The 19,421-nt window shown below is 74.9% G+C and carries 19 protein-coding genes; 8 read left to right on the top strand and 11 right to left on the bottom strand.

From position 1 onward, the window contains the following. Window position 1: 1 nt before the first annotated feature. The 4 genes from ACRYM6_RS07490 to ACRYM6_RS07475 form a co-directional block, all read right to left on the bottom strand. Entirely contained in the window at window positions 2–775 is a 774-nt protein-coding gene (locus ACRYM6_RS07490; protein ID WP_432542199.1) for an SDR family NAD(P)-dependent oxidoreductase, read from the bottom strand. 35 nt (window positions 776–810) lie between these two features. Beyond that, window positions 811–2,148 carry an enolase C-terminal domain-like protein gene (locus ACRYM6_RS07485; protein ID WP_432542197.1) on the bottom strand — a complete coding sequence of 446 codons (1,338 nt, stop codon included), beginning with the start codon at window positions 2,146–2,148 and terminating at the stop codon, window positions 811–813. Beyond that, the gene (locus ACRYM6_RS07480; RefSeq protein ID WP_432542196.1) at window positions 2,148–2,996 is read right to left on the bottom strand and encodes a fumarylacetoacetate hydrolase family protein; all 849 of its coding nucleotides are present in this window, start codon (window positions 2,994–2,996) and stop codon (window positions 2,148–2,150) included. The genes ACRYM6_RS07485 and ACRYM6_RS07480 overlap by 1 nt, the downstream gene beginning before the upstream one ends. Window positions 2,997–3,166: 170 nt before the next feature. After that, window positions 3,167–4,834 carry a helix-turn-helix domain-containing protein gene (locus ACRYM6_RS07475; protein ID WP_432542195.1) on the bottom strand — a complete coding sequence of 556 codons (1,668 nt, stop codon included), beginning with the start codon at window positions 4,832–4,834 and terminating at the stop codon, window positions 3,167–3,169. 148 nt (window positions 4,835–4,982) lie between these two features. Here ACRYM6_RS07475 and ACRYM6_RS07470 point away from each other — a divergent pair, with 148 nt between their 5' ends. The 5 genes from ACRYM6_RS07470 to ACRYM6_RS07450 all read left to right on the top strand — a co-directional run bounded on the left by ACRYM6_RS07470 (window position 4,983) and on the right by ACRYM6_RS07450 (window position 10,634). Next, entirely contained in the window at window positions 4,983–6,482 is a 1,500-nt protein-coding gene (locus ACRYM6_RS07470; RefSeq protein WP_432542193.1) for an aldehyde dehydrogenase family protein, read from the top strand. Between the two features lie 56 nt (window positions 6,483–6,538). Continuing rightward, window positions 6,539–7,903, top strand: a complete 1,365-nt coding sequence (locus ACRYM6_RS07465) for an MFS transporter (RefSeq protein ID WP_432542192.1) — start codon at window positions 6,539–6,541, stop codon at window positions 7,901–7,903. Next, on the top strand, window positions 7,900–9,150 hold the full coding sequence (locus ACRYM6_RS07460) for an FAD binding domain-containing protein (RefSeq protein WP_432542190.1): 1,251 nt from the start codon (window positions 7,900–7,902) through the stop codon (window positions 9,148–9,150). The genes ACRYM6_RS07465 and ACRYM6_RS07460 overlap by 4 nt, the downstream gene beginning before the upstream one ends. A gap of 81 nt (window positions 9,151–9,231) precedes the next feature. Then, window positions 9,232–9,666, top strand: a complete 435-nt coding sequence (locus ACRYM6_RS07455; RefSeq protein ID WP_432542189.1) for a cupin domain-containing protein — start codon at window positions 9,232–9,234, stop codon at window positions 9,664–9,666. Beyond that, window positions 9,663–10,634, top strand: a complete 972-nt coding sequence (locus ACRYM6_RS07450; RefSeq protein WP_432542188.1) for an amidohydrolase family protein — start codon at window positions 9,663–9,665, stop codon at window positions 10,632–10,634. The genes ACRYM6_RS07455 and ACRYM6_RS07450 overlap by 4 nt, the downstream gene beginning before the upstream one ends. A gap of 132 nt (window positions 10,635–10,766) precedes the next feature. Here ACRYM6_RS07450 and ACRYM6_RS07445 read toward each other — a convergent pair whose 3' ends face one another. Then, complete coding sequence (locus ACRYM6_RS07445; protein WP_432542187.1) at window positions 10,767–11,423, bottom strand: YdcF family protein; 657 nt, start codon at window positions 11,421–11,423, stop codon at window positions 10,767–10,769. After that, complete coding sequence (locus ACRYM6_RS07440; RefSeq protein WP_432542186.1) at window positions 11,420–11,989, bottom strand: dihydrofolate reductase family protein; 570 nt, start codon at window positions 11,987–11,989, stop codon at window positions 11,420–11,422. Before ACRYM6_RS07440 ends, ACRYM6_RS07445 begins: the two co-directional genes overlap by 4 nt. Window positions 11,990–12,138: 149 nt before the next feature. Between ACRYM6_RS07440 and ACRYM6_RS07435 the strand changes: the two genes are divergently transcribed. Then, window positions 12,139–13,353, top strand: a complete 1,215-nt coding sequence (locus ACRYM6_RS07435; protein ID WP_432542185.1) for a pyridoxal phosphate-dependent aminotransferase — start codon at window positions 12,139–12,141, stop codon at window positions 13,351–13,353. Window positions 13,354–13,375: 22 nt separating this feature from the next. Here ACRYM6_RS07435 and ACRYM6_RS07430 read toward each other — a convergent pair whose 3' ends face one another. Both ACRYM6_RS07430 and ACRYM6_RS07425 read right to left on the bottom strand, forming a co-directional pair. Then, entirely contained in the window at window positions 13,376–13,912 is a 537-nt protein-coding gene (locus ACRYM6_RS07430) for a hypothetical protein (RefSeq protein WP_432542183.1), read from the bottom strand. Between the two features lie 116 nt (window positions 13,913–14,028). Continuing rightward, the gene (locus ACRYM6_RS07425; protein ID WP_432542182.1) at window positions 14,029–14,268 is read right to left on the bottom strand and encodes a hypothetical protein; all 240 of its coding nucleotides are present in this window, start codon (window positions 14,266–14,268) and stop codon (window positions 14,029–14,031) included. Window positions 14,269–14,378: 110 nt separating this feature from the next. Here ACRYM6_RS07425 and ACRYM6_RS07420 point away from each other — a divergent pair, with 110 nt between their 5' ends. Next, window positions 14,379–14,885 (top strand): mycothiol transferase, encoded by a 507-nt coding sequence (locus ACRYM6_RS07420; protein WP_432542181.1) that lies wholly within the window; start codon window positions 14,379–14,381, stop codon window positions 14,883–14,885. Between the two features lie 65 nt (window positions 14,886–14,950). On the opposite strand, the gene ACRYM6_RS07415 is transcribed toward ACRYM6_RS07420, so the two are convergent. Then, window positions 14,951–15,154, bottom strand: a complete 204-nt coding sequence (locus ACRYM6_RS07415) for a cold-shock protein (protein ID WP_106212702.1) — start codon at window positions 15,152–15,154, stop codon at window positions 14,951–14,953. Between the two features lie 353 nt (window positions 15,155–15,507). Here ACRYM6_RS07415 and ACRYM6_RS07410 point away from each other — a divergent pair, with 353 nt between their 5' ends. Continuing rightward, a complete protein-coding gene (locus ACRYM6_RS07410) occupies window positions 15,508–17,766 on the top strand; it encodes a HelD family protein (protein ID WP_432542180.1) in 2,259 nt (752 codons plus the stop codon). A 10-nt stretch (window positions 17,767–17,776) separates the two neighbouring features. On the opposite strand, the gene ACRYM6_RS07405 is transcribed toward ACRYM6_RS07410, so the two are convergent. Together ACRYM6_RS07405 and ACRYM6_RS07400 are read right to left on the bottom strand one after the other, a co-directional pair. Next, the gene (locus tag ACRYM6_RS07405) at window positions 17,777–18,565 is read right to left on the bottom strand and encodes a nitrilase-related carbon-nitrogen hydrolase (protein WP_432542179.1); all 789 of its coding nucleotides are present in this window, start codon (window positions 18,563–18,565) and stop codon (window positions 17,777–17,779) included. 49 nt (window positions 18,566–18,614) lie between these two features. Beyond that, the gene (locus ACRYM6_RS07400; RefSeq protein ID WP_432542178.1) at window positions 18,615–19,361 is read right to left on the bottom strand and encodes a sulfite exporter TauE/SafE family protein; all 747 of its coding nucleotides are present in this window, start codon (window positions 19,359–19,361) and stop codon (window positions 18,615–18,617) included. Window positions 19,362–19,421: the final 60 nt, after the last annotated feature.

The following is a 19,421-nucleotide window of genomic DNA, read 5'->3' as shown; positions in this document are numbered from 1 at the left end:
CTCAGCCCCGCCGGTCCGGCAGCCGCAGGGAGTGCGTGCCGCCGTCGACGGCCATCGCCACGCCCGTGGTCGCCGAGGACCGCGGGTCGGCCAGGTGCACGACCGCGTGGGCGACCTCCTCGGCGGTGACCAGCCGGCCGCTGGGCTGGCGGGCCCGCAGCGCCGCGCGCTCGGCCTCGGGGTCGGGGCTGGCGTCCAGCAGCCGCTGCACCCAGGGGGTGTCGGCCGTGCCGGGGTTCACGCAGTTGACGCGGATGCCGTCGGGGAGGTGGTCGGCTGCCATCGCCAGCGTCAGGGCCTGCACGGCGCCCTTGGTGGCCGAGTACAGCGCCCGCTGCGGCAGCCCCGTCCAGGCCGCGATCGAGCAGGTGTTGACGATCGCGGCGTGCGAGGAGCGCCGCAGGTGCGGCAGCGCGGCCCGGGTCGCGCGGACGATGCCGAGGACGTTGACGTCGTAGACGCGGTGCCACTCCTCGTCGTCGTTGTCGGCCACCGTCCCGGTCGCGCCGATCCCGGCGTTGTTCACCAGGACGTCCAGCCCGCCGAGCAGCCCGGCGGCCCGCTCCACGGCCGCGCGGACCGCGGCGTCGTCGGACAGGTCGGCCCGGACCGACCCCACCAGCCCCCCGCCCGCACCACCGGCCGCACCGCCGGTCGCCTCCACCGCGTCCCGGTCCAGCACGACGACCCTGGCGCCGTCGGCGGTGAACCGCGCGGCGGTGGCCGCGCCGATGCCCGAGGCGCCGCCGGTCACGAGAACCCGCACACCCTGCACGTCGTCCGTCCTCCCTGTCGGGGTCCGCCGGGCCCTCAGCGGCCGGCGGCGGGGACCGGCGCGGCGGGCGTCGCGCTCGCGCGCCACTCCCGCCCGCCGGGGAACGAGAAGCGCTCGACCGCGGCGGCGTCCATCTGCGCCGAGAACCCCGGGGCGCGGGGGGCGAGGTAGTGCCCGCCGGCGATCCGCACGGGGTCGAGGAAGTGCTCGTGCAGGTGGTCGACGTACTCGATGACCCGGTCCTCGGTGGAACCGGACACGGCGACGAAGTCGAACATCGACAGGTGCTGCACGAGTTCGCACAGCCCGACGCCGCCGGCGTGCGGGCACACCGGGACGCCGAACTTGGCGGCCAGCAACAGGATCGCGACGTTCTCGTTGACCCCGCCGACGCGGGCGGCGTCGATCTGCAGGACGTCGAGGGAACCGGCCTGGAGCATCTGCTTGAACACGACGCGGTTCTGGACGTGCTCCCCCGTCGCGACCTGCACGGGGGCGATGCCCCGGCGGATCGCGGCGTGGCCCAGGACGTCGTCGGGGCTGGTGGGTTCCTCCACCCACCACGGGTCGAACGGGGCGAGGTGCCCCACCCAGTCGATGGCCTGGCCGACGTCCCAGCGCTGGTTGGCGTCGACGGCGATCCGCACGTCCGGGCCGACGGCCTCGCGGGCCAGCCGCATCCGGCGCACGTCGTCGGCGACGTCCCCGCCCACCTTCAGCTTGATCTGGCGGTACCCGTCGCGCACGGCCTCCCGCGCCAGGTGCACGAGCTTGTCGTCGGAGTAGCCGAGCCAGCCGGGCGTCGTCGTGTAGGCGGGGTACCCGCGTTCCAGGAGCAGGTCGCGCCGCTGCGCGCGGCCCGGTTCGGCCGCCTCCAGGATCGCCAGCGCCTCGGCGGGCGTGAGCGCGTCGGAGAGGTAGCGGAAGTCCACGAGGGAGACCAGCTCGGCCGGGGACAGCCCCGCGAGGTGCTCCCACAGCGGCTGTCCGGCCCGCCGGGCCCGCAGGTCCCACAGGGCGTTCACGACGGCCGAGACGGCCATGTGGATGACGCCCTTCTCGGGCCCGAGCCAGCGCAGCTGGGAGTCGTCGACGAAGAGGCGGTACGTCGCGCCCATGTCGGCCAGGGCCGCGTCGACGTCGAGGCCCAGGAGGTGGTCGGCGAGGGCGTCGACGGCGGCGGTCTGCACGTCGTTGCCGCGCCCGATCGTGAAGGCGAACCCGTGCCCGGCGAGGCCGTCGCCGGCGTCGGTGCCGATGACGACGTAGGCCGCCGAGTAGTCGGGGTCCGGGTTCATGGCGTCCGAGCCGTCCAGGTGCCGGGAGGTCGGGAACCGGACGTCGTGGGTGGTGAACGTGGTGAAGACGGCCATCAGGCGTTCCCCACCGGGTGCCGCATCCGGCCCAGACCGTCGATCTCGAGCTCCACGACGTCCCCGGCCCGCAGGTAGGGTTTCGGGTCCGGCCGGCCCAGCGCGACGCCCGCGGGGGTCCCGGTGTTGATGACGTCCCCGGCCTCCAGCACCATGAACCGGCTGAGGTGCAGGACGATCTCGGCGACGCCGAACACCATGTCCCGCGTGTTCCCGTCCTGGCGCAGTTCGCCGTTGACCCACAACCGCAGGCCCAGCGCGCCGGGGTCGGGGACCTCGTCGGCGGTGACGAACCAGGGGCCGAGGGGGTTGAACGTCTCGCAGTTCTTGCCCTTGTCCCACTGCCCGCCGCGGTCGAGCTGGAACTCGCGCTCGGAGACGTCGTGCGAGACGACGTAGCCGGCGATCGCGGCCCGCGCCTCGTCCAGGTCGGCCAGGTAGCGCACGCGGCGGCCCAGGACGACCCCGAGCTCGACCTCGTAGTCGGTCCTGGTGCTGCCGCGCGGGACGAGGACCTCGTCGCCGGGCCCGACCACGGTCGAGGGCATCTTGAGGAACACGACGGGTTCGGCCGGCAGCGCGGCCCCGGTCTCGGCGGCGTGGTCGCGGTAGTTCAGGCCGATGCAGACGACGATCCCGGGCCGCGGCAGCGGCGGCCCGGTCCGCAGGCCCTGCGGGTCGAGCTCGGGCAGGTCCTGCTCGCGCAGGGCCGCGCGCGCCCGGTCCAGGTCCTGCGACGTCCAGGGCCGGTGCGGGTCGAGGTGGTCGCCGAGGTCGCGCAGCCGCCCGGAGTCGTCGAGGGCGGCGGGTCGTTCGCGGCCGGGTGCTCCGACGCGCAGCAGCTTCATCACGGCTCCACTTCGAGGGTGAGTTCCGCGACGACCCTCACAGACCTCCGATGTCTTGTCAACGAGTCTCGGCGAAAGGGGGGAGATCCTCCCGGCGGCGGGCGCAGAGACCCGATGTTTCAGCCGTTTCGACGTGCGTTCCCGGAGTCGCCCCGATCCCGCTCACCGGCTCACGGCGGGGTCATGGTGAGCACGGCCAGGGCGGCGGCGACGTTCGCCAGGTCGCGCGGGTCGGCGAGGTCGACACCGGTGAGCGCCTCCACCCGCCGCAGCCGCTGGTTGACGGTGTTCGGGTGGACCCGCAGGAGACGCCCGGTCACCGTCCGGTCCAGGCCGTTGTCGAGGTGGACGCGCACGGTGCCCACGAGGTCGGAACCGCGGCGGCGGTCGTAGGCGATGACCGCGCCCAGCTGGTGATCGACGAAGTCCTGCAGCGCGGTGACCGGCTCGACCTGCAGGAGCACGCCGATGACCCCCAGGGACGCCGGGGTCACCAGACCCCGGTGCGCCGGGCCGGAGCGGGCGAAGTCGTGAGCGCCCCGGGCGATGCGGACCGCCTCGGCCAGCGTCTTGCGCACCCCGCCGGAGGTGGCGACCAGGACGTCCCTCCCGGGGTGCTGAGCCGCGAGGACGGCGTGGGCCCGGGCACCGACGTCGTCGGCCACGTCGTCGGGCCACAGGGCCACCACCAACCCGCGGTGCAACGCGACGAGGGGGTGGGCCGGTCCCCGGTCGGTGGGCAGGACCAGGCGGGTCAGGGCCGAGACGGCCCCCAGCAGCTTCCGGTCGGCCACCGGGTCGGCCTGCAGCGACGCGACGACGCCCTGGCGCAGGCGGGTCAGGTCGTGCCCGAGGGCGGCGGCCCGCTGCGTGTTGCGGTCGGTGACGCCGAACAGCAGGACGTCCCCCAGCAGGTCCCCGCGGACGCGGTGCTCCGCCTCCAGCGCGGTGCGCCGGCGCAGGAGCTCCAGGGCGAGGACGACGCTCGCGTGCCCGATCGTCAGCGCGTCCGTCTCGTCCGGTTCGCGGCCGGGGTCGACGGCCACGACGAGGGTCCCGACGGTCTCGGCGTCCAGCTGCACGGGGGTCTGGAGCAGGTGGGCGGCGCCCGGGTCCCAGTCCGCGGTCTCGGCCAGGACGTCGGCGCGGGCGTCCACGAGTCGCACCGGGCGGCGGATCGAGGCGCTGAGCGCGGCGACGACGCCGTCGAGGCCGCGGGAGGTGAGGGAGACCTGCAGCAGGTTCTCGTGGATCGCCTGGCTGCGGGCCAGGGCGTCGTGCTGCTGCTGCAACGAGGCGTTGGCCCGCCGCAGGTCCTCGACCCGACCGGCCGAGGTCAGGGCCGCGGCGGCGTGGTTGGCCAGCAGCGTCAGGCGTTCCACCTCCTCCGCCGAGTACCGGTGGACACCGGAGCGGTAGCCGTTCAGCGTGCCCAGGACGCGGTCGGGTCCCCGCAGGGGGACGCTGATCATCGACCGGTAGCCCTGTTCCTGGGCGACACCGCCCCAGGGTTCGAACCCGCTCTCGGCGTCGATGTCGCTGACCGCGACGGGCAGGCCGCCGGAGAAGGCCTTGCTGGAGGGGGCGGTGCTGCCCAGGCCCACCGGACTGCGCCGGTTGACCCCGTCGACGTAGTCGTCGGACAGCCCGCTCCACCCGGCCAGCACCAGGGCGTGCCGCCGCTCGTCGGGGACCAGGACGCCGCAGAAGTCGAACGACAGCAGTTCCCGGGCGGTCTCCGCGACCAGCGTCAGCGCCTGCGGCAGGGGCCGCGCGGCGAGCGCGACGTCGCTGACGTCGCGCAGCCGGTCCAGCCACATCACGAGGTCCGACGCCACCGGGGTATGCCAGCAGACACCCCGGCGCCCGTCAATGTGTCCGCCCAGACATTGTTCGCGGCGTGAGGGCTGACGAGACTGGCCCTGTTGCGAGGGCCCCGGAGCAGCGGCCCACCCGCAGGACGCGCAGACGAAGGAGTTGACCGCGATGACCATCACCGAACCCGTCCGGCCCGCAGGCACCCAGCCGCACCCCTCCCCGGACGGCCACCTGGTGCGCGACGTCCTCGACCCCGCGTCGGGGCGCCCGATCACCAGCGTGCGGGAATTCTCCGCGAGCGACGTCGACACCGCCGTCGCGGCGGCCCGGGAAGCCTTCGAACACGGTCCCTGGCCCGCGATGACCCCCACCCGGCGCGGGCGCGTCCTGCTGGCCATCGCCGACGAGATCGAGGCGGCCGCCGAGGACCTGTACCGGCTCGAGGCCGCCAACAACGGCCGCCCGGTCACCGAGACCCGCGCCCAGCTGTCCCGGGTACCCGAGTGGTTCCGCTACAACGCGGGGCTGCTGGCCGCCCAGCGCACGGCCGTGCTGCCCAGCGACGGCCCCTACCTGACCTACCAGCGCCGCGCCCCGCTGGGGGTGTGCGGGATCATCACGCCGTTCAACCACCCGCTGCTGATCCTCGCGCGCAGCCTGTCGGCCGCCCTGGCCAACGGGAACACGGTGGTGGTCAAACCCTCCGAGCTGACCCCGCTCACCACCCTGGCCCTGCTGCCCGTCCTGGAACGTGCGGGCCTGCCGCGTGGCGTGGTGCAGGTGGTCACCGGGGCCGCCGAGGCCGGCCGCCGACTGACCGAGCACCCCGACGTCGCCAAGATCACCCTCACCGGGGGGACCGAGACGGGCCGGGCCGCGGCGGTCGCCACCGCGCGCCGCTTCGCCCGCATGACCGCGGAACTGGGCGGCAAGACCCCCGTCGTCGTCTTCGACGACGTCGACGTGCAGGAGGCCGCGCGGGGGGCCGCGTTCGCCGCCTTCATCGCCGCCGGCCAGTCCTGCGTGGCCGGTTCACGCTTCCTGGTCCAGCGCGGCGTGCACGACGAGTTCGTCGCCGCGCTCACCGAGGTCGCCGGGGACATCCGGGTCGGCGACCCGCGCTCGGCCGACACGCAGATGGGCCCGCTGATCAGCGCCCGGCAGCGGGACAGGGTCGCGGACCTGGTCGACTCCGCCCGCCGGGAGGGCGCGCGGATCGCCACCGGCGGCGGGGTGCCGGACCTGCCCGCGGAACTGGCCGGAGGTTTCTTCTACGCCCCCACGGTGGTGTGCGGGGGGACGATGGGGATGCGGGTCGCCCGCGAGGAGATCTTCGGACCGGTCGCGGTGGTCGTCCCCTTCGACGACGAGGCCGACGCCGTAGCGATGGCCAACGACAACCCCTACGGCCTGGGAGCCGGGATCTGGACCCGTGACCTGGCCCGCGGGCACCGCGTGGCCGAGGCGGTCCGGGCGGGCATGGTCTGGATCAACGACCACCACCGCCTGGAACCCTCCCTGCCCTGGGGAGGGATCAAGGAGTCGGGCATCGGGAAGGACGCGGGCTCGGAGTCCTTCGAGGAGTTCTCCTGGCTCAAGACCGTCGTGACCCGCCTGGCTCCCGGCGGCGTCGACTGGTACGGCGGCACCGACCGGCGGCTCAACTGACGCCCGCCCGGCGGACGACCACCTGGCACCGACCACGCTTCGAAGGGAACACGTCGATGGAGACGCGCACCACGGACCGGCCGGGCTGGCGCGGTGAGATCACCCGGGCCCAGTGGCTCGTGCTCGCCGGCACGATGCTCGGCTGGGGACTGGACGGTTTCGCCGGCAGCCTCTACACGCTCGTCCTCGGACCGGCGATGACCGAACTGCTGCCGCACAGCGGCCTGGAGGTGAGCGCGGCGACGATCGGGCTGTACGGCGGTCTGACCGTGGCCCTCTTCCTCATCGGGTGGGCGGTCGGCGGGATCGTCTTCGGCGTCCTGGCCGACCACTTCGGCCGGACGCGCATCCTGGCGGTGGGCGTCCTCACCTACGCCGTGTTCACCGCCCTGGCCGCCGTCGCCGACACCTGGTGGCAGCTGGGCGTCCTGCGGTTCGTCGCCGGCCTGGGCTCGGGGGTCGAGGCACCGGTGGGTGCAGCGCTCATCGCCGAGTCGTGGCGCAACCGCTACCGGGCCCGCGCAGGAGGGGTCATGATGGCCGGCTACGCGGCGGGTTTCTTCGCCGCCGCCCTCGCCTTCGCCGTCCTGGGTGACCTCGGCTGGCGCTTCATGATGGGTCTGGCGGTGCTGCCCGCGGTCCTGGTCTGGTTCATCCGCCGCTTCGTCCCCGAGCCGGCGGAGTCGCGCGAGGCCATCCGCGCCCGCCGGGAGCGCAAGCGCTCCGGCGACGGGGACACCTCCACGCTGGCTCGCCTGTTCCGCCGCCCCCTGCTGCGCCCGACGCTGGTGTGCACCGGGATCGCCACCGGCGCCCTCATCGCCTTCTGGAGCGTCAGCACCTGGTACCCCCAGATCATCCGGCAGATGGGCGAGAGCGCCCAGTGGACGGCGGCCCAGACCGCCCACAACGTGGCGCTGGCCTCCATGCTGTTCAACGCCGGCGGCGTCGTCGGGTACGCCGCCTGGGGCTTCATCGCCGACAGGATCGGGCGCCGGCCCACCTTCGTGCTCACCTTCGCCGTCTCAGGGGTCGCGATCGCCTTCCTCTTCCCCTCCACGCACTCGTTCACGACCTACGCCCTCACCATGCCCGTGCTCGGTCTCGCGCTGTTCGGATCGCTGTCGGGGGCGTTCATCTACAGCCCCGAGGTGTTCCCCACCAGCGTCCGGGCCACCGCCATCGCCTTCTGCAACAGCGTGGGCCGCATCGTGACCGCCACCGGCCCCCTGGTGGCCGGGGTCATGGCGACCTCCTGGTTCGCCGGGGACCTGGGGCTGGCCACCACCGTCATCGCGGCGCTGGGGCTCATCGGCCTGGTCGGCGTCGCCTTCGCCCGCGAGACGCGGGGCCGGGCGCTGCCCACCGACGACCCGGCGCGGCTCCCCGACGCCCCGCTCTACGAGAGGACGGAATCATGACTCCCACCAGCGACGCCTACCGCGGTTCGCGCGCCACCGTCGTCGGCGGTTCCATCGGCGGCCTCACCGCTGCCCTGCTGCTGCGCGACATCGGCTTCTCGGTGGAGGTCCTCGAACGCTCGAGCCGTCCCCTGCACGGCCGGGGCAGCGGGATCGTGCTGCAACCCGACACCCTGCGGTGGTTCAGCGAACGCAGCGGCACCTCACCCGACGCCCTGGCCACCTCCACGCGGTGGGTGCAGTACCTCGACCGTCAGGACCGGACGATCTCCCGCGAGGAACGGACCTGGCAGTACACCTCGTGGGGCACGTTCTACCGGGCGCTGCTCGCCGACTTCGGCACCGAGGACTACCACCTCGGGCACGGGGTCGAGCAGGTGTCGGTCGACGGCGACCGCGGCGTCATCACCCTGGCCGACGGATCCACCCGCACCGCCGACCTGCTCGTCTTCGCCGACGGCATCGGGTCCACGGCCCGGCCGGTGTTCGACCCCGACGCCCTGCACCGGTACTCCGGGTACGTCGGGTGGCGCGGCACCGTCCCGGTGACCCGGCTCAGCAACCGGACCCGGGAACTGCTGGGCGACGCCATCAGCTACTGCGTCGTGGAGAACTCCCACATCACCCTGTACCCGATCCCCGGGGAGGACGGGGTCGGGTCGGACCAGCAGCTCGTGAACTACGTCTGGTACCGCAACGTCCCCCCGGGAGCGGCTCTGACCGAACTCCTCACCGGACGCGACGGGCGGACGGGCGTGGTGTCGCTGCCCCCCGGGCAGGTCCAGGAACGGTTCACGACCCGGCTCAGGCAGGACGCCCTCGCGCAGCTGGCCCCCGCGGCCGCTGAGGTCGTCACCCGCACCGAGCAACCGTACGTGCAGGTCGTGCTCGACACCCGTTCGGACCGCATGGCGCGCGGCAACTGCGCCCTGATCGGCGACGCGGCGTGCAGCGCCCGCCCGCACGCCGCGGCAGGCACCGCCAAGGCCGCCGCCGACGCCTGGGCGCTGCGCGACGCCCTCCTGGCCGGCGGCGGTGACGTCCCCGCGGCGTTGCGGGCGTGGGAACCCGGGCAGCTCGCCCTCAGCCGGGCCCTGCTGCACCGCGTGGTAGAGATGGGCGAGCGCTCGCAGTTCCTGGGCACCTGGTACCCCGGTGACCCCGCCCTCCGCTTCGGCCTGTACGGCTCGGGCGTCACCCGTCCCCCGGTCCCCTCCGGCGCGGCCGCCCTGGCTGCGCCGGTCTGAGGGACCCGGACCTCCAGCCACCACCGATCCCGGGAAACCCCCGACGAACCCCGACGAACCCCGACGAACCGAGGACCTGCGATGACGAACTTCCTGACCGACCTGCCCCTCGCCGGCACGCTCATCGGCACCGACTTCGAGGGGTGGTCCCCCGAACTGGAGGCCGAGTTCGAGCGGCACGCCTTCGACGGTGCCGTCGGGTCGCGCCTGCTCAGCACGACCCCCCGCGCGCGCGTCTGGGAGATCCGCCTGTCCCCGGGGGAACGCTGGCACGCCCACCGCCACGTGCTCGACTACTTCTGGACCGCCGTCAACGCCGGCACCAGCCGCCAGCACACCTTCGACGGCACGACGCGGGAGGTCTCCTACGAAGCCGGCGAGACCCGTTTCTTCCACTTCGGTCCCGGCGAGTACCTCCTGCACGACATCGAGAACGTCGGCACCACGGACCTGGTGTTCACGACCGTCGAGCACCTCGACAGCGACAACTCCCCGCTCCCGCTGGACGTGCCGTGACCTTCGACCTGCGCCGGGGCCCCGTCGACGTCCACGCCCACTGGCTCCCTCAGGAGTTGTTCCCGCTACCCCCGGGAGCGCCCTTCGGCGCCCTGAACGACCGCGACGGGCGACTGTTCCTGGGTTCGACGCCACTGTCCATCGAGACGCGGCTCATGAGCGACGTGGCGGCCGTGCGAGCCGACATGGACGCGGTGGGCATCGGCGCCCGCGTGCTGTCCGCGCCACCCTTCGCCTTCGCCCGTGACGACCTGCCGGGTTCCCAGGAGTACGTCGAGGCGTACAACGACGCCCTCACCGCGGTCGTCGCCGACGGTGGCGGCGCCTTCGCCGGCCTGGGCTGCGTGAGCCTGCGCGACCCCGGCGCGGCCGAGAAGCAGATGGCGCGACTGGCCGAGACCGACGGGATGGTCGGCATCGCGATCCCCCCGGTCCTGGGCGACACCTCGCTGGACGCCGAACCGCTGCGCTCGGTGCTGGCCGCAGCCCAGCGCCACGACCTGGCGGTCCTGGTCCACCCGATGCAACTGCCGTCCCCCACCCTGGCCGGGCACTACCTGGCCAACCTCATCGGCAACCCGGTGGAGACCGCCACCGCCGTCGCCGCCGCCACGCTGGGAGGGGTGCAGGAGGCGCTGCCGGACCTGCGCCTGTGCTTCGTCCACGGCGGCGGTTGCGCTCCGGCGCTCCTGGGGCGGTGGGACCACGCGTGGCACCGCCGGCCCGACGTCCGCGCGGACTCGGCCCGGCCCCCCGGCGAGGTGTTCCGCTCCCTGCACTTCGACACCGTCACCCACGACGGGGACGTCTTGACCCTGCTGCGCGGGAGAGCAGGTGCCCACCGCGTCCTGCTCGGCAGCGACTACCCCTTCGACATGGCCGACGACGACCCGGTGACCCACGCCCTGGCGACGGGCCTGGACCGCGAGGAGCTCGAGTCCGCCGCGCGGCGCTTCCTGCGCCTGTGAAGAGCACCCGTCCGGCCGCGGCCGACGCGACGGACGGGCCGCCCACGCGCCGGGTGGCTCCTCGACGCGGCGCTGCGGGCTCCACCGGCGGGGGTGCCGCAAGTCCTCCCCGGTGGGCGGCCCCACCCGCCCTCACCCCGGTCGGTCGCCGGGCGCGCCGTGCCGGGGCACCGGCCCACCGGGCCACCGCAACCCCAGCGACCGCCCCCCGTCGTACAGGACGGTCAGCGCCTTCAGCCCCCACCGCTCCCCGAACCGGTAGTCGTCGGCCGGCACGAGCCGCGCCACCAGGTCCGGCCGCTGCCGGGCCAGGTAGCGGCGGGCCCGCCACGCGTGCACCGGCGACGACGCGATCGCCAGCCGCTGCCCCGGGCCCACCTGCCCGACCGTGAACTCCACGTTCTGCCACGTCGAGCGCGCCGACTCCTCGCACCGCACCCGGCGCGGGTCGCACCCCAGGACGTCGACGGCGTGCGCGGCCATCACCGCGGCCTCGCTCGGCAACCCTTCCCGGGCGTACCCGGAGAACACCAGCCGCGCCCGGGCGGAGGTGCGGACCGCGATGAGCGTGCGCCAGCGCTGCATCGCACCGGCCGACCCGTCCGGGCGCGGCGGGCAGCCCAGCACCACCACGACGTCGGGGTCGTGACCGGCGCGGCGGGCCCCGGGGGGCAGTCCCCGGCGCGCGGCCACCGCGTGCACCGCCTCCACACCCAGCCACGCACCCAGCCACGCGCCCGACGCCACCACCAGCGCGACGGCCGGCACCGCCCGGCCCACCCGGCTCACCGGCGGCGGACGTAGGACAGGACCACCGCCCCGCTGCTGAACGCGCGCGAACCGGTCAGCGTGAACGCCCGCGGGTGGAAGGGGCCGCCGAAGGCGGGGACCCCCTGCCCCTGCAGCACCGGGTACACCTTCACGACGAGCTCGTCGATCTCGTCGGCCAGCGAGGCCGCCAGCCGCCCCCCGCCGGCCAGGTACAGGCCCGCCCCGTCCTGCTCCTTCAGCTCCCGGACCGTGCGCAGCGCGTCGGCCGTGTGCTCCACCGCGGGGTCGGACGGGGTGCGGGTCCGCGACGCCACCACCTGCCGCAGGTGCGGGTACGGGCTGCCGATGCCCGCCTCCAGCGCCGGGCGGTAGGTGTCCCAGCCCATCACGACCGTGTCGAACCGGACGTTGGGCCGGTCGTCGGCCCCGACCGCGCGGCGCACGTGCCCGGGCAGGACCTCGGGGTGGTCCTCGACCACCTGCGCCAGGTGGTCCTCGCCGAAGGGGTAGTGCTCGATCTCACCGCCCGGGCCGGCGATGAAACCGTCGAGGCTGGAACCGACGTAGTAGGTCAGCGGGCGCACCACCCCACCCTGTCGGCCCTCCCCGGCGACGGCAACCGAGTAGTGCTACCCGACGACACTCCGGGGCGCTACCCCCCTCGACCTCCTCGGCGCGCGCGGGGGCCTCGTGCCAAGCTGAGCGGGCCCAGCAGACCTCGAGAAGGCCGGTCATGAACTTCGAGCAGTCGGACAAACTCGCCAACGTCCTCTACGACGTCCGGGGACCCGCCCTGCGGCGGGCCCAGCAGCTCGAAGAGGCCGGCAACCGGATCCTGAAGCTGAACATCGGCAACCCCGCGCCGTTCGGTTTCGAGGCCCCGGACGAACTGCTGCAGGACATGATCGCCAACCTGCCCGTGGCGCAGGGCTACAGCGACAGCAAGGGCATCCCGTCGGCCCGCCGCGCCGTCGTGCAGTCCAGCCAGCTCAAGGGCGTCACCGACGTCGGCGTCGCCGACGTCTACATGGGCAACGGCGTCAGCGAACTCATCGTCATGGCGATGCAGGCGCTGCTCAACGACGGCGACGAGGTCCTCGTCCCCGCGCCGGACTACCCGCTGTGGACCGCCGCGGTCAGCCTGGCCGGCGGGCGCGCCGTGCACTACCTGTGCGACGAGTCGGCCGGCTGGGAACCGGACCTGGAGCACCTGCGCTCCCAGGTCTCCCCCCGCACCAAGGCCGTCGTCGTCATCAACCCCAACAACCCCACCGGCGCGGTGTACGGCACCGAGGTGCTCGAGGGGATCCTCCAGGTCGCGCGCGAGCACGGCCTGCTGGTCCTGTCCGACGAGATCTACGACAAGATCCTCTACGACGGCGCCGTGCACGTCTCGACCGCCTCGCTGGCCCCGGACCTGCTGTGCCTGACGTTCAACGGGCTGTCCAAGGCGTACCGGGTGGCCGGGTTCCGCTCGGGCTGGATGTACCTGTCCGGCCCCAAGGCCCACGCCAGCGGTTTCATCGAGGGCCTGGACCTGCTGGCGAACATGCGGCTGTGCGCCAACGTGCCCGCGCAGCACGTCGTGCAGGCCGCCCTGTCGGGCCACCAGTCGATCAACGACCTCGTGCTGCCCGGCGGGCGGCTGTCCGAGCAGTCGCACCGCACGTGGGAGCTGCTCAACGCCATCCCCGGCGTCAGCTGCGTCAAACCCCGCGGCGCCCTCTACTGCTTCCCGCGCCTGGACCCGGAGGTCCACGCGGTCTCCGACGACTACCAGCTGATCGTGGACCTGCTGGAGGACCAGCACGTCCTCGTGGTGCAGGGCACCGGGTTCAACTGGCCGCGGCCGGACCACTTCCGGATCGTCACGCTGCCGCGGGTGGAGGACCTGGAGAACGCGGTCGGCCGGATCGGCACCTTCCTGCGGGCCCGCGCCCGCCTCTGACCCCCCGGGACCGTCCCGGGCCTCACAGGTCCGGGACGGTCCCGGCGCGGTCGGCGTCGGAGACCACGAACGGCGTCGCGGCGGCCGCGTCGGGCGAGGTCGTCAGCCCACCGTCGGCCGCGGCCACCACGAACCCGGACGGCGAGCGCAGCACGTGGGCCGCCGGGCCCCGCGCGGCCAGCTCGAACCGCTGGTCGGTGGACGGGCCGCACGTCCCGCTGGAGACGGTCCCCTCCGCGGGCACCTGCAGGCACACGTCCCGGTCGTCGGTGGTCGCCGCGTTGCGCAGCACGTACGTCCCCGGGGCGCCCCCGGGCTCGGCGTACCAGCGCAGCATCGGCGGCGAGGAGCCCGTCGCGGCGGGGTCCTCCAGCGACGCCCCTCCCTCCACGGTCGTGGCCAGCACCAGGCCGCCGGCCGTGGTCAGGGTCAGCGCCGTCGCGGCCGGCGCCCCACCGGTGGGGACCGGGCCGGTCGCGGCGGTCGGGGTCGCGGGGGTGGTCGGCGGGGGCAGCGGGGCCCGGGGCGCCGCGCACCCCGCGACGGCACCGGCCAGCACGGCGGACGCGACCGCCGCCCACGCACGTCCCCAGGATCGGCATCGGGATCGGCATCGGGATCGGCTCACGGGGAGGTGACGCGCGCGAGCGCCCGCCGGTTGCCTCCCGGCGCGGATCAGCGGACGGCGACGAGGAAGTCGGTGAGCTCGCGGGGCTGGACGTGCACGACGCCGCGGCGCACGTCACCGGCGACGTCGACGGCGAGCGCCACGCCCGGCACGTGCACGCCGGAGCGCTGCAGGTCCCGGGCCACCGCCTCGTCGAGGAAGTCGCCGGGCCGGACCCGGAGCACGTCGCGGCGCACCGGCGCGTCCAGGGTGGACCACCAGCGTTCGAGGAGCTCGCGTTGCGTCACGAGGGGTCCATCGCGGCGCGGGGGCCGGCGTTGCACCCCGGCGCCGATGATCGCCCGTCCGGAGCAACCCCGCGGGTGCGGCGGGCCCTCCGTCCGCCGAGGCTGGGGGCATGGACACCAAGGACCTGCTGCTGGACCTCTACGGCCGCATCCCCGACGCCGTGCACGCCGTGGTCGACGGTCTGGACGAGGACGCGCTGAGCGCGCGGCTGGACCCCGGCGCCAACAGCATCGCCTGGCTGGTGTGGCACCTGGCCCGGGTGCAGGACGACCACGTCAGCGAGGTCGCGGGCCGGGAGCAGACGTGGACGGCGGACGGCTGGGCGGACCGGTTCGGGCTGCCGTTCGAGGCGGCCGAGACCGGCTACGGCCACGACGCCGGGCAGGTGGGGCGGGTGCGGGCCTCCGCGGAGCTGCTGACCGGGTACCTCGACGCCGTCCACGCCCGGACGGTCGGGTACCTGCGCGGGCTCACCGACGCCGACCTGGACCGCGTCGTCGACGAGGCGTGGGACCCGCCGGTCACCCTCGGGGTGCGGCTGGTGAGCGTCGCGGACGACGACCTGGAGCACGCGGCGCAGGCCGCCTACGTCCGCGGGGTCCTGGAACGGCGCTGAACGCACCGCGACCCCCGTCCCACGAGGGGGCGGGGGTCGCGGCGGCGTTCGTCAGATCGCGAGGATCAGAGACGCACGACGTTGGCGGCCTGGGGGCCCTTGGCGCCCTGGGTCACCTCGAACTCGACGGTGTCGTTCTCCTCGAGGTTGCGGTACCCGTTGCCGGAGATCGCGGAGTAGTGGACGAAGACGTCCGGACCACCGTCGGTGGGGGCGATGAAGCCGAAGCCCTTCTCACCGTTGAACCACTTGACAGTTCCCTGAGCCATGAGGCCTCCTCGGGTCTTGCGCCCCACACGAGGTGGGACTCGCCGCCGAGGGTGCTGACCTTTGTGGTGAGCGTGCTTGCCCCTCGGTGATCCCCCGGGCGCTGCTAGCACGACGAGAAACTGCGACTACCGGGAAACCTAGCACGTCCGGCCCCGTTCGTCAGCGGGAGGGGCCGCGCGCGCCCCGGATCCGCGGACGGCGAACACGGGCGCCCTCCCCGGGCCGGGGCGCGCGGGCGCCGCCGGACGGGTGGACCCGCGGGTCCGCCCGCCGGGTGCCCCGGACCCGGCTCTACTCTTCTTCGGTGCCGTTTCGACGGCACGCACGAGGACCTGCGCGAGGAGCCGCCCGAGTGAGCCAGTCCACCGAGCCGAGCGTCACCCCTGCGACCGAGCAGGAGGTCGCACGCGAGGACGAGCACGTCGGCACGCTGTACGCCCGCCTGGACGTCCTGCGCGAGCAGACGGCCGACCAGCTCGCCGAGGTGCGCCGCACCACCGCCACCGGCACCCACCAGAGCCGCTTCGAGCGGGACGCCTTCGCGACCCTGTACGAGGACCGGCTCGCGCAGCTGTGGTCGGTGGAGAACCGGCTGTGCTTCGGGCGGCTGGACCTGCGCCCGGGCACCGAGGACCCGCGCCGCTACGTGGGCCGCCTCGGCCTGGCCGACGACCGCGGCACCCAGATCCTCGTCGACTGGCGGGCCCCGGCGGCCCAGGACTTCTACCAGGCCACCGCCGCCTCCCCCCGCGACGTCGTGCGCCGCCGGCACCTGCTGACCTCCGGGCGCCGGGTCACCGGCCTCGACGACGAGGTGCTGGTCGCCGCCGAGGGCGAGCGCACCACCGGCGACGCGGCCCTGCTCGCGGCCGTCACCGCCCCCCGCACCGGCCGCATGGGCGACATCGTCGCCACCATCCAGGCCGAGCAGGACCGGGTGATCCGCGCCTCCGAGCGCGGCGTGCTCGTCGTGCAGGGCGGGCCGGGGACCGGCAAGACGGCCGTCGCGCTGCACCGCACCGCCTACCTGCTCTACACCCACCGCGACCGGCTGGCCCGCAGCGGCGTCCTCCTGCTGGGCCCCAGCCCGGTGTTCCTGCGCTACGTGGAGCAGGTGCTGCCGGCGCTCGGGGAGACCGGCGTGGTGACCCTGACGCTGGGCGAGATGTACCCCGGCGTCGTCGCGCGCGGCGAGGACTCCCCCGACGCGGCCCGCGTCAAGGGCTCGCTGCGGATGGTCGACGTGCTGGAGGCGGCCGTCGCCGCCCGGCAGCGGGTGCCCGCCCGGCCGCTGCGCTTCGACCTGGACGGCACCCGGGTCCAGCTGCGGCCCGACGCGGTCGCCGCGGCCCGCACCCGGGCCCGCCGCAGCCGCAAGCCGCACAACCTGGCCCGCGTCACGTTCGTGCGCGAGGTGCTGAACACGATGGTGAACTCGCTGGCCCGCGCCCGCGGCGTCGACCTCGGCGAGGAGCGCGACGACCTGGTCGCCGAGCTGCGCGAGCACGTCGACGTCCGCCGCGAGGTCAACCTGTGCTGGATGCCGCTGACGCCGGAGAAGGTGCTCTCGGCCCTGTACCGGAACCCGGCGCTGCTGGCCGAGGTCGCCCCGCAGCTGTCCGCGCGCGACCGCGAGGCGCTGCACCGCGAGGACCCGGCGGCCTGGTCGGAGGCCGACGTGCCGCTGCTGGACGAGCTCGCCGAGCTGCTCGGGCCGCTGGAGGAGAGCGTCACCTCCGCGCGCGCGGCCGCCGAGCGCGAGGAGCAGCTCGCCTACGCCCGCAAGGTGCTGGAGGACTTCGAGGCGTCCGGGGTGGGGAACCCCCTGGTCAGCCCCGAGCTGCTGGCCGACCGCTTCTCCGGGTCCGGCCCCACCGGGACCGTCGCCGAGCGCGCCGCCGTGGACCGCACCTGGGCCTACGGGCACGTGGTCGTCGACGAGGCGCAGGAGCTGTCCGCGATGGCCTGGCGGCTCGTGGAGCGGCGCTGCCCGTCGCGGTCGATGACGCTCGTGGGGGACGTCGCGCAGACGTCGAACCCGGCGGGCGCGCGCAGCTGGGCGCAGGCGCTCAAGCCCGTCGTCGACGACCGCTGGCGGCTGGAGGAGCTGACCGTCAACTACCGCACGCCCGCCCGGATCTCCCGCGTCGCGGCCGACGTGCTGCGCGCGGCGGGGATCTCCGCGAACCCGCCCACGCCGGTGCGCGAGGGCGAGCACGACCCCCTGGCCCTGCCGCTGACCGGCGCGTCCTCGGTCGTCGAGCACGTCCGGGACCGCTTCGCGACGCTGGACGAGGGCCGCATCGCGGTCCTGACCGCCGAGCAGGACGGCCCGCTGGGCTCGGACGCGCTGCGCGCGGCCGTGGCGGCCGCGCTGCCGCCGGGGTCGGTGGCCGCCTCCCCCGACGACCTCGACGCCGGGGTCTCGGTGCTGGACGTGCACCGGGCCAAGGGCCTGGAGTTCGACGTCGTCGTGGTCGTCGAGCCGGCCGCGGTGCTGCGCCGCCCGCGCGGGGCGAACGACCTCTACGTGGCGCTGACCCGCGCGACGCAGGAGCTGCACGTCCTGCACGCCGAGCCGCTGCCGGAGGGCATGGCCTCGCTGGCGTGAACGGTGCCGGTCACACCCGGCGGCCGGTGAGCACCGGCACCGCGGCCCGGGCCGCGGCGACCTCACCGAGGTCGAGGTCGACGACGAGGCGCCCCGGCGCGGCCCCGAGGGCGGCCACGACCCGCCCGAGCGGCCCGACGACCCGGCTGTGCCCCACCCCGGTCGGGGCCGACCCGTCGGGCTCGTCGGCCCCGTCGGGCTCGGCCTGGCCGCAGGCGACGACGAAGCTGGTGCAGTCCAGGGCGCGGGCCCGGGTCAGCAGGTCCCACTGCTCGACCTTGCCGGGGCCGGCGCCCCAGGAGGCCGCCACGACCACGACCTGCGCGCCCGCGCCGGCCAGGGCCGTGAACAGGCCGGGGAACCGCACGTCGTAGCAGGTCGCCAGCCCGACCCCGACGCCGTCGACGTCCAGGACGACGGGACGGGTCCCGGCCTCCACGGTGTCGGACTCGGCGAACCCGAACGCGTCGTAGAGGTGGACCTTGTCGTAGTGGTCGCGCACCCCGGCGCCGCGAGCCAGCAGGGTGTTGCGGACCCGGCCGTCGCGCCCGGGCGAGAAGGCCCCGGCGACGACGGTGATCCCGGCGGCGTCGGCGGCCTCGGCCAGCCCCGCCGCCCACGGCCCGTCGACGGGTTCGGCCACCGGGCCCAGCGGGACGCCGAACCGGCAGGAGAACGCCTCGGGCAGCACCAGCAGCCGGGCCCCGGCCCCGGCGGCGGCGGTGATCTCCGCGCGGGCGAGGTCGAGGTTGGCGGCGGGGTCGGTGCCGCTGTTCAGCTGCGAGAGGGCGATGCGCACGCGCCCTGCCTACCACGCGACGCGGCGCGCGGACCCGGTCGTCGCGCGGTCAGCGCGCCAGCAGCAACCGCACCGCCAGCGCGAACCCGGCGACCGCGACGACGACCCGCAGGACGCGCGGGTCGACGCGGCGCACGATCGGCGGCCCGATCCGGCCCCCGACGACGCACCCGGCGCCCAGGGCGAGCGCGGCCCACCAGTCGACGGGCCCGAACACCGCGAACCCCACGGCGGCGACCGTGTTCGCGGCCCCCGTCAGCATGTTCTTCAGCGCGTTGTTGCGGGCCAGGGACTGGGCGTGCAGGACCTCGGCGAGGGCCAGCATGAGCACGCCGGCGGCCGCGCCGAAGTAGCCGCCGTAGACGCCGACGGCGAAGATCGCGGCCAGCACGAGGGGGTTGCGCGGGGAGAACCGGCCCGGCTGCAGCTGCTTGACCCGCGGCTGCAGCAGCAGCGTCACCGACGCCCCCGCGACGAGGAAGGGGACGACGAGCTCGAACGCCCCCGGCGGCAGCGCCAGCAGCAGCAGGCACCCCACGGCCCCGCCGGCCGCCGCGATCGGCAGCAGCCGCAGCATCCGCGCCCCCTGCCCGCGCAGCTCGGGGCGCGACCCGGCGGCGGTGCCCGCGGTCACCCCCAGCAGCGCGACGCTGTTGGTGACGTTGGCGGCCAGCGGCGACAGGCCCGTCAGCAGCAGCGCCGGGTACGACACCAGGGACGCCAGCCCGGCGGTCGCGCCGACCAGGCCGGACAGCACGCCGGCCAGCAGCAGCAGGGGGACCTCGATCGGCGGCACGGGCGACCATCCAACCAGGGGCCGCGGGTACTCCCGTCGTGTCGGTGCCCTGTGCTCTGC

It is taken from the genome of Kineococcus rugosus, from assembly GCF_050871975.1.
Lineage (GTDB): Bacteria > Actinomycetota > Actinomycetes > Actinomycetales > Kineococcaceae > Kineococcus.
Note: the sequence above shows the minus strand (reverse complement) of the source record. Positions and strands in the feature narration are given on the sequence as shown.